This is a genomic window from Streptomyces spongiae (genome assembly GCF_009377185.1).
Taxonomy (GTDB): Bacteria; Actinomycetota; Actinomycetes; order Streptomycetales; family Streptomycetaceae; genus Streptomyces; species Streptomyces spongiae.
In genome coordinates, this window is the sequence record NZ_VJZC01000497.1 from 1 (window position 1) to 7,466 (window position 7,466).

Annotated in this window: 8 protein-coding genes and 1 pseudogene; 3 read left to right on the forward strand and 6 right to left on the reverse strand. The window is 72.1% G+C overall.

Annotation, left to right across the window (positions count from 1 at the left end; translation table 11 throughout):
* The 3 genes and pseudogenes from FNH08_RS39430 to sigE form a co-directional block, all read right to left on the reverse strand.
* A pseudogene (locus tag FNH08_RS39430) lies at nt 1–860 on the reverse strand (hypothetical protein); the annotation flags it as partial.
* A gap of 138 nt (nt 861–998) precedes the next feature.
* Nucleotides 999–2,282 carry an anti-sigma factor family protein gene (locus FNH08_RS39435; RefSeq protein WP_322726208.1) on the reverse strand — a complete coding sequence of 428 codons (1,284 nt, stop codon included), beginning with the start codon at nt 2,280–2,282 and terminating at the stop codon, nt 999–1,001.
* On the reverse strand, nt 2,279–2,977 hold the full coding sequence (gene sigE, locus FNH08_RS39440; RefSeq protein WP_322726210.1) for an RNA polymerase sigma factor SigE: 699 nt from the start codon (nt 2,975–2,977) through the stop codon (nt 2,279–2,281). Before sigE ends, FNH08_RS39435 begins: the two co-directional genes overlap by 4 nt.
* Before the next feature lie 223 nt (nt 2,978–3,200).
* On the opposite strand from sigE, the gene FNH08_RS39445 reads away from it, so the two are divergent.
* Nucleotides 3,201–3,899 carry an O-methyltransferase gene (locus tag FNH08_RS39445; protein WP_322726211.1) on the forward strand — a complete coding sequence of 233 codons (699 nt, stop codon included), beginning with the start codon at nt 3,201–3,203 and terminating at the stop codon, nt 3,897–3,899.
* A 198-nt stretch (nt 3,900–4,097) separates the two neighbouring features.
* Here FNH08_RS39445 and FNH08_RS39450 read toward each other — a convergent pair whose 3' ends face one another.
* Nucleotides 4,098–4,265 (reverse strand): DUF3117 domain-containing protein, encoded by a 168-nt coding sequence (locus FNH08_RS39450; protein WP_003966491.1) that lies wholly within the window; start codon nt 4,263–4,265, stop codon nt 4,098–4,100.
* Between the two features lie 375 nt (nt 4,266–4,640).
* Here FNH08_RS39450 and chcB point away from each other — a divergent pair, with 375 nt between their 5' ends.
* The gene (gene chcB, locus FNH08_RS39455) at nt 4,641–5,444 is read left to right on the forward strand and encodes a 2-cyclohexenylcarbonyl CoA isomerase (protein ID WP_152776336.1); all 804 of its coding nucleotides are present in this window, start codon (nt 4,641–4,643) and stop codon (nt 5,442–5,444) included.
* Nucleotides 5,445–5,531: 87 nt separating this feature from the next.
* On the opposite strand, the gene FNH08_RS39460 is transcribed toward chcB, so the two are convergent.
* Nucleotides 5,532–6,113, reverse strand: a complete 582-nt coding sequence (locus FNH08_RS39460; protein WP_322726209.1) for a DNA-3-methyladenine glycosylase I — start codon at nt 6,111–6,113, stop codon at nt 5,532–5,534.
* Complete coding sequence (locus FNH08_RS39465; RefSeq protein WP_152776337.1) at nt 6,110–6,466, reverse strand: DivIVA domain-containing protein; 357 nt, start codon at nt 6,464–6,466, stop codon at nt 6,110–6,112. Before FNH08_RS39465 ends, FNH08_RS39460 begins: the two co-directional genes overlap by 4 nt.
* A gap of 130 nt (nt 6,467–6,596) precedes the next feature.
* Between FNH08_RS39465 and folP the strand changes: the two genes are divergently transcribed.
* Complete coding sequence (gene folP / locus FNH08_RS39470) at nt 6,597–7,457, forward strand: dihydropteroate synthase (protein ID WP_152776338.1); 861 nt, start codon at nt 6,597–6,599, stop codon at nt 7,455–7,457.
* The last annotated feature ends 9 nt before the right edge of the window (nt 7,458–7,466 follow it).

Here is a 7,466-nt window from a genome sequence, read left to right on the forward strand (position 1 = left end):
GTGCTGTAGGGGTCGGGGGCGTGCAGCGTCCTGGGCCGCTCGGCGGAGACACCGGCACGACCGTCCGCACGGGCGCCCGCCTCGCTGTGGGCGATTGCCTGGCCGGGGCCGCTCGCACTGTTGGCGCTCGCCCCGCCAGAGGCGCCGACGTGGCTGTCCTGGGGCATGCCGGCTTCGGCTATGGAGCGGGAGGACGCGTCGTCGGCGGTCGCGGCGCTCGCCGGTACGGCGTTGGTGGGTCCGAGGGGCTCGGGGATCTCGGCCACGCTGCTCGCCCCGGTCACCGCACCGTACGCGGACTCGGACACCGACACGGACCCTGACTCGGGCGCAGGCGCAGGCACAGGCACAGCGGCAGCGGCAGGCGCAGGCGTCACGACGGCGGCCGGCCGTTCGAGCTCGAAGTCGCCCTCGCCGCCCGGCGCTTCCCACACCGCTGCCCGGCTCTCGGCCCGCGGCGGTGCCGTGCCCGCGGGCCGGGCCAGCTCGAAGTCGCCGTCGGTCGCCGCACCACCGTCGGGAGCCACCTCGTCCGGACGCCGCAACTCGAAGTCGCCGCCACTGTCGCGACCGCCGACGTCAGTCGCTCCCGCCCTCGCCGTCACAGCCGCACTCGCCCCCGCCGAACCGGCCACGTCGTCCCGCACCACCGCCGAGCGCACCGGCGCCTCACCCCGGTCGGCCGAGGAGCCCCCTGTCGGGCCCTGGGCGCCCGCGAGGCCCGGTGCCACGCCCGGACCGCCCTCCGGCCCCGACGAGGCCCGCTCCGTGGCCATGTGATCCGGCGTCAGGCCGGCTCCCGTGCCCTGGGCTCGGGGGCGGCTCCACCACTTCGCCTTCGTGGGTTTCCCCTCGTTCATGCTCTCCCCACACCTGGCCCGCGGCACGACTCGCCGGCGGTCATCACAGATCGTCGACTCCGCGTCCGGGGTCATCCCGGCGGACGCGGCCCACCATGGATTCAACCAGGTTCACGGGCCGCGGCGCAGTGCACGGGGTCAGGGGACCGTAGGAGGTGCGGGTGTGGGGGACGTGGTCGCGGCGGGGGCGCTCAGCAGTCCCGGAGCCACGAGCTCCGGTGTCGTCGGCCACTCCGCCGACAGGATGTGCGAGCTCGATGCGAGCGGCCGTATGAGCGGGGACATCGCGGCCGCGCCTGCCAGTACGGGGGCGGTCAGCGGATGCGCGGACTGCTGGCCCTGGCCGGCCGGAGCGGGGACTCCGGGCAGCAGGGGGGCGGACACCTCGGTGGGCGCCACGGGGGCCTCACCCAGGGTCCCCTGTCCCTGTCCGAGCAGCGGTGCGACGGATCCCCGGCGACGCTGCGACTCGGGGACGCCGGTGGTGCCCGAACCCGGTGCCCGCATCGGCGTCACATTGCTTCCCGAGCCCGAGCCGCCCCGCGCCTCCGTGGTGTCCGCGGGCACGCCGGTGGACATCCCGCCGAGCGCGATGGCGGCCAACGACACCGCTCCGGCCGCCACGAAGGCGAACCGCATACCTCGCGAGGCCTGCCGCTCGGCGTCGTGACGCCCGACGTGATGGATACGGAAGCCACGGTCACCTGTGACGGCGGGGGCATCGGTGATGCCACCGTCGGCAACGGGCCCCACGGAATCCGCGCCCTCGGCGAGCCCACTCCCGTCGGCCCCGGCGAACTCGGGGTTCTCCACGGGTCCCCGGTCCCCGGGCAGTCCCGGGCCCCGGTCGCCGAAGAAACCCCGCCCACTGGAGGGGCTGCGGTCACCGAAGAACCCGCGCCCGCCGCCGGGCATCCCACGGTCGCCGAAGAAACCCCGTCCGCCGGCGACCCCACGGCCTCCGAACAGGCCGCGCTCCTCCGACGGCGACAGCACACCGGCGTGCGGCCCCGACGGGACGTATCCGAAGGGCTCGCCCCTCACTCCGAAGACTCCGGGACCTCCGGCGACCCTGGGGTCACCGGGCAGCCCCGGTCCTCCGCCGGGCCCCGGAAGTCTTCCGCCGAAGCCTCCCCCGCTCAGCGGCGAGCCACCGCCGTCGAGGTCACCTCCCCCGGGAAGCCCCTGGAGGCGGGCCAGGAAGCTCTCGGAGGGCGACGGAGGGGCCGCCTCCGCGAACACGTTCTTCAGCCGGCGCTGGGCGTCGGCCTCCGCCTTGCACTTCGTACAGGTGGCAAGGTGGGCCAGGACGCGCTCACGCGAGTCATGACCGAGCTCTCCGTCCACCAGGGCGGAGAGTCGGTCCCCAAGATGCTGGTCGGCGACGCGCCGCTCGCCGGGATTCGGCCGTGATCCACTCACGCGGTCGCGCCCCCTCCTCCCAGCGCCGGCACTCCGACGGCGAAGGTGCGGCGCTCGGCGCGGGCCTCCGGCGAACGGTGCGCGAGGGCCTTGCGCAGCTGGGAACGGCCGCGGTGGATCCGCGAACGCACCGTGCCGAGTTTGACGCCGAGGGTCGCGGCGATCTCCTCGTACGACAGCCCTTCGATGTCGCACAGCACCACCGCGGCGCGGAACTCGGGCGCGAGGGTGTCGAGGGCCTGCTGGACGTCCGCGTCGAAGTGCGAGTCGTTGAAGACCTGCTGCGGGGAGGGCTCACGGCTGGGCAGCCGCTCGGCCGCGTCCTCTCCGAGGGCGTCGAAGCGGATGCGCTGCTTGCGGCGCACCATGTCCAGGAAGAGGTTCGTGGTGATGCGGTGCAGCCAGCCCTCGAAGGTGCCCGGCGTGTAGGTGGACAGGGAGCGGAAGACGCGGACGAAGACCTCCTGGGTGAGATCCTCCGCGTCGTGCTGGTTTCCGGTGAGGCGGTATGCCAGTCGGTAGACCCGGCCGCTGTGCGTGCTGACGATCTCCTCCCAGGTGGGCGGAGTCCACGCCTGCCCGTCCGCGTCGGTGGAGAAGGTCGCGGTCTGGGCGAAGTCAGCGGCGTGGCTGTGGTCAGCGGTGTCGTTCACGGATTTCGGCCTGCCCGCCGACCCGAGAAAGCGCCGCAGCACTCCTCCCCGATCCACAGGCGCAGCCGCACCTCCCCTGTCGGCTCTGGTGGTGTCCAGTGGAGCCCCTACCATAGCCACCTCGCCCGTTAGCTCCGGATAAGCGGTTTTACGAAATTTTGATACACGCTGCCCTGGCTGACGGGCCTGCGTCAGCACCTGCTCGGCGTCCTCATTCATCCGATGCCCCCCGCTGTCTTTACCACCCTTCTAAACGACCGGTCCCATCTGCGGGTTCCCGGCGCCAACGGATACAGTCACGCCGAGGCAACCACGGGGACAGGAGAGGGTCATTACCGCCAACCGGCCGACGAGCTGGGCGTTCGCCGACGCCTTTGTCGCCGAGGACGAAGCTCTGCGCTGGGCCCGTGACCGGGCCCGCGAGGCAGGGCTGCGCTCGGTGTCGCCCGGCACGGGCGCCGCGCTGCGGTTGCTCGCCGCCACCGTGGACGCGAAGGCGGTGGCGGAGATCGGGACCGGGACCGGCGTCTCCGGGATCCATCTGCTGCGCGGTATGCGGCCGGACGGGGTGCTGACCACCGTGGATCCGGAGCCGGAGCACCAGCAGTTCGCCCGGCAGGCCTTCCGCGCGTGCGGCTTCGCCAGCAACCGCGCCCGTTTCATCCCGGGCCGCGCCCTGGACGTCCTCCCCCGGCTCGCGGACGCCGGCTACGACCTCGTCTTCTGTGACGGCGACCGGCTGGAGTCCCTGGAGTATCTCGCTGAATCGTTGCGCCTGCTCCGCCCGGGGGGCCTGGTGGTCTTCGAGGGCGTCTTCGCCAACGGCCGGACCGTCGACTCGGGCCCGCAGCCCACGGAGGTCATACGGATTCGGGAGCTGCTGCGCGCGGTCCGGGAGAGCCAGGACCTGGTGCCGTCGCTGCTCCCGGTGGGGGACGGACTGCTGTGCGCGGTCAAGCGGTGACGGAGCGCGGCACCTCGCGCTGAGCGGGCTGTAGTGCTTTGGAGGAGCGGACGTGCTCTGGAGAGCAAAAAAGCAGCGGAACCGGCCCTGAGAAACGACCGCCCCGGCCCTGAGGCACAATCCGCCCCGGAAAACAACCACCCCGGTACCGCGCGTTCGGTACCGGGGCAGTTGAAAGGGTATGGTCGCTTCCGCGCGTCAGCCGACGACCTTCTTGAGGGCGTCGCCGAGGGCGTCGGCCTCGTCAGGGGTCAGCTCGACGACGAGCCGACCGCCGCCTTCGAGCGGAACGCGCATGACGATGCCCCGCCCCTCCTTGGTCACCTCGAGCGGGCCATCGCCCGTCCGCGGCTTCATGGCCGCCATGCTCGTTCCCCTTCCTGAAACCAGCTCACCGTCAGCCGACGGCCCCTTGAAGGGCACGCGCGTTCTCCACTCGGACACGCGACACCGGCATCGAACACATTGCTTCCAGGCCATTATCCCGCATCTCAGGACCCGATGACCAACATCAGTCGGCATCGCTTGGGCAACGCGCGCGAGCAAAACCACTCAATTCGGCGATGTGGCTGCGATACTGCGCGACCGCGCGGAGTTCCACCGGAGTTCCACCGACAGGAATTCTTTGACGCAGGTCACACGTCCGGCCCGCGCCACCGCCGGTGATCTCCGCCATGCTGTGCCATGACGCAGGACGTACCGACCGGTACGCCGGAGCCGCGACACGGAGGGGAAACCAACATGGCCGACACCGTGCTCTACGAAGTGAGCGACGGGCTGGCGACGATCACGCTGAACCGCCCGGAGGCGATGAACGCGCTGAACGTCGAGACCAAGGTCGCCCTTCGGGAGGCGGCACGGTCCGCCGCCGACGACGACGCCGTACGGGCCGTGCTGCTGACGGCCGCCGGGGACCGGGCGTTCTGCGTGGGCCAGGACCTCAAGGAGCACATCGGGCTGCTGGTGAGCGACCGCGAGACCGGCTCCGGCCAGACCATGAGCACCGTACGCGAGCACTACAACCCGATCGTGCGGGCGCTGGCCGGGATGACGAAGCCGGTGGTGGCCGGGGTGAACGGGGTCGCGGCCGGGGCCGGCTTCGGCTTCGCGCTCGCCGCGGACTACCGGGTCGTCGCGGACACGGCGTCCTTCAACACCTCGTTCGCCGGGGTCGCGCTGACCGCCGACTCCGGTGTCTCGTGGACGCTGCCGAGGGTCGTCGGCCCCGGGCGCGCCACCGACCTGCTGCTCTTCCCGCGCAGCATCAAGGCCCAGGAGGCGTACGAGCTGGGCATCGCGGGCCGGGTCGTCCCGGCGTCCGAGTTGCGGGCCGAGGCGGAGAAGGTGGCCCGGGCCCTGGCGGAGGGCCCGACCCTGGCGTACGCGGCGCTGAAGGAAGCCGTCGCCTACGGGTTGTCCCACTCGCTGGAGGAGACGCTGGAGAAGGAGGACGAGCTCCAGACGCGGGCGGGCTCCTCGGAGGACCACGGGATCGCGGTGCAGGCGTTCGTCAACAAGGAGAAGCCGAAGTATCTGGGGCGCTGAGGGTCCGACCATTCAGCCCCTCCGGCGTGTGAGGAGCGGGGGCGATCACTCAGCCCTCGCTCCCCCGGAGCCCCCCGAGCCCGCGGCTCAGTGACGCCTCGCCGTGCAGTCCGACAGGTGGTCGTCGACCAGGCCGCAGGCCTGCATGAGCGCGTATGCCGTGGTGGGGCCGACGAAGCGCAGGCCCCGCTTCTTGAGGGCCTTCGACAGTGCCGTCGACTCGTCCGTGATGGCGGGCACGTCGGTGAGGGTCTTCGGGGCCGGGCGGGTCGACTGATCGGGGGCGTGGGACCAGATCAGCTCGTCCAGCTCGCCCGGGGACCACTCGGCCAGCACACGGGCGTTCGCGAGGGTCGCGTCGATCTTGGCGCGGTTGCGGATGATGCCCGGGTCGGCGAGGAGGCGGGTGCGGTCGTCGTCGGTGAAGGACGCCACCGAGGCGATCTTGAAGTCGGCGAAGGCGGCCCGGAAGCCGGAACGGCGGCGGAGGATGGTGATCCACGAGAGCCCGGACTGGAATGCCTCCAGGGAGAGCCGCTCGAACAGCGCGTCGTCACCATGGACCGGGCGGCCCCACTCGCCGTCGTGGTACGCCACGTAGTCCTCGGTCGACAGGGCCCACGGGCAGCGCAGTCTGCCGTCCGGGCCCGCTATGGCGGCACCGCTCACTGGTGCTCCCCCTCTTCCGGCTTGTGCAGCGAGGTGGGGGGCGTGGCCGTGCGGGCTCCGGCGAGGGCGGCCTCCAGGTCGGCGATCCGGGCGTCCCTCTCGGCGAGCTCGGCGCCGAGGCGGCCGAGGGCGTCGTCCACGTCCGTCATGCGGTAGCCGCGCACGGCGACGGGGAAGCGGAGCGTCTCCACGTCGGCGCGGTTCACGGGGCGGTCCGGTGGCAGGGGGTCCTGGAACCGCTCGGGCACGGTCTCCGGCAGCGCGCCGCTCTCGCCACCACCCCCCACCACCGCGAGCGTCACCGCGGCGACCACGACGGCCAGCGCGACGACCAGGAACAAGAACATGAACATCGCTGGGGGTACCCCTTCTGTCGTGCAGCGCCTCCGGCGCGCCTGTCCGGCTCCGATCGTGCCATGCGAGTCTGACAGTTAAGGTCGCAGGCGGCTAAGCAGTGGGACGTACTGGGAGAGGTCACAGGGGATGCTCAGGCTGGGCAGGCGTGAATTCGGCACGCACGAGCCGGTGATCATGGCGATCGTGAACCGGACCCCGGACTCCTTCTACGACCAGGGCGCCACCTTCCGGGACGAGCCCGCGCTCGCGCGCGTGGAGCAGGCGGTGGCCGAGGGCGCCGCGATCATCGACATCGGCGGGGTCAAGGCCGGGCCGGGCGAGGAGGTGTCGGCCGAGGAGGAGGCGCGGCGGACCGTGGGCTTCGTCGCGGAGGTCCGGCGTCGCTTCCCCGATGTCGTCATCAGTGTCGACACGTGGCGGCACGAGGTGGGTGAGGCGGTCTGCGAGGCGGGAGCGGATCTGCTCAACGACGCGTGGGGTGGGGTGGACCCTCGGCTCGCGGAGGTCGCGGCGCGGTACGGGGTGGGCCTTGTGTGTACGCACGCCGGGGGTGCCGAGCCCCGTACGCGTCCTCATCGCGTCACGTACGACGACGTCATGGCCGACATCCTGGGGGTGACCGTGGGGCTGGCCGAGCGTGCGGTGGCCCTCGGGGTGCCCCGGGAGGGGGTGCTCATCGATCCGGGGCACGACTTCGGGAAGAACACGCGGCACAGTCTGGAGGCGACGCGGCGGCTGGGCGAGATGGTTGCCACGGGGTGGCCGGTGCTGGTGTCCCTGTCCAACAAGGACTTCGTCGGGGAGACGTTGGACAAGCCGGTGAAGGAGCGGGTGGTGGGGACGCTGGCTACGACCGCGGTGTCGGCGTGGCTGGGGGCGCAGGTGTATCGGGTGCACGAGGTGGCGGAGACGCGGCAGGTGCTGGACATGGTGGCGTCGATCGCCGGGCACCGGGCGCCCGCGGTGGCCCGGCGGGGGCTGGCGTAGGTCCGGGGG

Coding starts and splice junctions, on each gene's coding strand:
- FNH08_RS39450 (WP_003966491.1), bottom strand. CDS start 4,265: ATGGCGGCCATGAAGCCGCGGACGGGCGATGGCCCGCTCGAGGTGACC.
- chcB (WP_152776336.1), top strand. CDS start 4,641: ATGGCCGACACCGTGCTCTACGAAGTGAGCGACGGGCTGGCGACGATC.
- FNH08_RS39465 (WP_152776337.1), bottom strand. CDS start 6,466: ATGTTCATGTTCTTGTTCCTGGTCGTCGCGCTGGCCGTCGTGGTCGCC.
- folP (WP_152776338.1), top strand. CDS start 6,597: ATGCTCAGGCTGGGCAGGCGTGAATTCGGCACGCACGAGCCGGTGATC.